Raw genomic sequence first — 2696 nt, 5'->3', positions numbered from 1 at the left:
GGGATGCCGAGACGGGAAGAGAAATCGCCTCCCTCAACGGCCATCAAAGCTCTGTCTGGACAGCCGCCTTTAGCCCGGACGGCAAGCGCATCGTCACCGCCTCAGCAGACAAGACAGCGAGGGTGTGGGATGCCGAGACGGGAAGAGAAATCGCCTCCCTCAACGGCCATCAAAGCTCTGTCTGGACAGCCGCCTTTAGCCCAGACGGCAAGCGCATCGTCACCGCCTCAGAAGACAAGACAGGGAGGGTGTGGGATGCCGAGACGGGAAGAGAAATCGCCTCCCTCAACGGCCATCAAGACCGTGTCTGGACAGCCGCCTTTAGCCCAGACGGCAAGCGCATCGTCACCGCCTCCTCTGACAAGACAGCGAGGGTGTGGCCTGTGGAAAATCTCGATCGCCTGTTGGTTCGAGGCTGTAATTGGTTAAAAAACTATTTGATTGTCAATCCTCAAATGCTGGCTAAATTATCGACCTGCCAAACTGCTGACCTCACCCAGCCTAGTGCGAGTATTTTAATGGAACAAAGCGAAGCCTTAGCTAGGGAAGGCAAAATCAACGAGGCAATTGAAGGCTTTAAAATCGCCCAAAAGTGGAATCCTAGCCTCCGTTTTGATCCCGTCGCCCGCGCCAACCAACTCGCCAACGACGCTAAAAAGGAAAAATAAAGTCAAAAGTCAAAAGTATAATCTGAGAGAGAAGGAGAAAGGAGAAAAAATGAACCCAAAAATTGACCAGACTCAAGCTGGTAGTAACTTTGACAAAATTTGCGATCGCGTCATTTCTACTCGTCAACCAATAGAAATTACACGGGAAGGTGGTGAAAGCATTTCCTTGATTCTTACAGCAGAACTCAATAGCTTGATAGAAACTGCTTATTTATTCAGTTCTCATGAAAATGCAGTACGCCTCCTAGATGCACTACAACGTGCCAAAGCCAGAACGAATCAGCCTCAAACTTTAGAAAACTTATGCCAGGAGTTAGGTATTGACAAAGAAGAAAAAGTCTCAGCCTAAGCCAGAACGCGAACTCGTTTTTGATATAAGGTTTCTAGAAGACCTCAGATATTGGGTAGAAACTGAGAGAAAAATTGCCCTTCGTCTGTTATCTTTAGTTGAAGAAATTCGACGCAATCCTTTTGAAGGAACGGGCAAACCTGAACCCTTAAAATATCAAGATGCCAATGTTTGGTCTCGCCGCCTTACCCAATCTGATCGTATTGTTTATCTGGTTAGTCACGATCGGATAGAATTTTTGCAAGGTCGTTATCATTATAGCGATCGCTAAGTACCTAGACAAGCTAAAACGCCAACCCCATGCTCAAAATAGAAATCACCGATACCTCCATCACCCTCATCCAACTCCTCCATGAAGTTGAAAAAGGACAAGACATCATTATTTTCCGAGAAGGTCAACTCATTGCCCAACTCTCGCCCCCGCTAAATTCCCGCCACCCTCTAAGTTCCCACCAGGCTTTGCGATCCCAACATCAACCCTCCGCGATCCAAAGCCTTGACATCCTGCAACAATTACGCCAAGAAGCACACTATTGATTTACCTAGACACCAGCTTTTTAGCTCCATTTTATTATGAAGGAACTCACACTCATCTCTCATCACTCCGGCTCCCTCAAACCTCTAATCGAAGGCGCAATCGCTGAAGCCCTACGTTCCACTGAAGCGGGTATCCAGCGTACCGAACAACGACTGCGAGAATTTGAGGACAAATATCAACTGTCCACAGCAGAATTTCTGCATCGCTACGAAAACGACGAATTTCAGGAAACCCTGGAACTTGACGAATGGATTGGCGAATTGCGAATGCTACAATGCCTACAGGAAAAAGCAGAAAGACTCAGAGGAATTGAATTTGTTAATTGAAGATTATTTTCAACAGATTCAAACAATTATCGCAACCTGTTCAGTAGTAAAATTTTTTACGCTAGATTGTGAAAAACGTGATAGTTATGAAGGATTTATTCGAGCCGAAATTAAATTCATTGATAATTCAGTTCTGCATATTCGAGAGTTTGTCAATATCGAAACAATTATTAATCGTAATATGTACGCTTATCAGTATATGAATACCATGAATACCTTAATTTTCCGTTATGATAATACTCCACATCATAAAAAGCTGAACCTCCCAACCTATCCCCATCACAAACATGACAGCAGTGAAGAAAATGTAATCTCGTCCGCTGCTCCAACGCTCTTAGAAGTTCTTCAGGAAATTACCGCCAGAATCAGGAGTTTTCTATGAATGAACTAAAAGGAATCAGTATCAATAAACTGATTGAATATCTTTCCCCCAACACTTTAGCCGAATTTGATGCCTATACTAGATTTAAGGAAATGACAGCTAATGGCAACCCAGAAGAAGGATTGAAAATCTTGGCTAAATTTGATAAGTAGGTAGGCGTTAAAAGTTGTCAGATGCCCCCCTTATTAAGGGGGGATTAAAGGGGGGACTAAGGGGGGATCAGCACCCCCCTTATCAAGGGGGGATTAAGGGGGGACTAAGGGGGGATCGGCACCCCCCTTATCAAGGGGGGCAGGGGGGATCCCCCCGCCTATCGGCACCCCCCTTATCAAGGGGGGCAGGGGGGATCAAACCTAAAATCCATTTTTAATTTAATTATAACCAGCTACTTACTTTGGCTCTAGGTTTTAAAAACCCCACACAAGCAGATTCC

At 45.2% G+C, this 2696-nt stretch carries 7 protein-coding genes; all 7 read left to right on the top strand.

Features of this window, described 5'->3' with window-relative positions; translation table 11 throughout:
* On the top strand, positions 1-668 hold a 668-nt coding region (locus tag PX482_RS22800), incomplete at its 5' end, for a WD40 repeat domain-containing protein (protein WP_288123058.1).
* A 49-nt stretch (positions 669-717) separates the two neighbouring features.
* Positions 718-1017 (top strand): type II toxin-antitoxin system Phd/YefM family antitoxin, encoded by a 300-nt coding sequence (locus tag PX482_RS22795; RefSeq protein WP_002761387.1) that lies wholly within the window; start codon positions 718-720, stop codon positions 1015-1017.
* Positions 989-1288 (top strand): Txe/YoeB family addiction module toxin, encoded by a 300-nt coding sequence (locus PX482_RS22790; protein WP_002761386.1) that lies wholly within the window; start codon positions 989-991, stop codon positions 1286-1288. The genes PX482_RS22795 and PX482_RS22790 overlap by 29 nt, the downstream gene beginning before the upstream one ends.
* A gap of 29 nt (positions 1289-1317) precedes the next feature.
* Complete coding sequence (locus PX482_RS22785; RefSeq protein WP_043999266.1) at positions 1318-1554, top strand: hypothetical protein; 237 nt, start codon at positions 1318-1320, stop codon at positions 1552-1554.
* Between the two features lie 36 nt (positions 1555-1590).
* On the top strand, positions 1591-1881 hold the full coding sequence (locus PX482_RS22780; RefSeq protein ID WP_002761385.1) for a hypothetical protein: 291 nt from the start codon (positions 1591-1593) through the stop codon (positions 1879-1881).
* Positions 1871-2263 carry a toxin-antitoxin system TumE family protein gene (locus tag PX482_RS22775; RefSeq protein WP_002761383.1) on the top strand — a complete coding sequence of 131 codons (393 nt, stop codon included), beginning with the start codon at positions 1871-1873 and terminating at the stop codon, positions 2261-2263. The genes PX482_RS22780 and PX482_RS22775 overlap by 11 nt, the downstream gene beginning before the upstream one ends.
* Positions 2260-2415, top strand: coding sequence for a DNA-binding protein (locus PX482_RS22770; RefSeq protein ID WP_288026147.1), 156 nt, complete (start codon positions 2260-2262; stop codon positions 2413-2415). Before PX482_RS22775 ends, PX482_RS22770 begins: the two co-directional genes overlap by 4 nt.
* Positions 2416-2696 lie beyond the last annotated feature (281 nt).

The sequence above is a fragment of the Microcystis sp. M53602_WE12 genome (assembly GCF_030065455.1).
In the GTDB taxonomy this organism is placed as follows: Bacteria; Cyanobacteriota; Cyanobacteriia; order Cyanobacteriales; family Microcystaceae; genus Microcystis; species Microcystis aeruginosa.
Note: the sequence above shows the minus strand (reverse complement) of the source record. Positions and strands in the feature narration are given on the sequence as shown.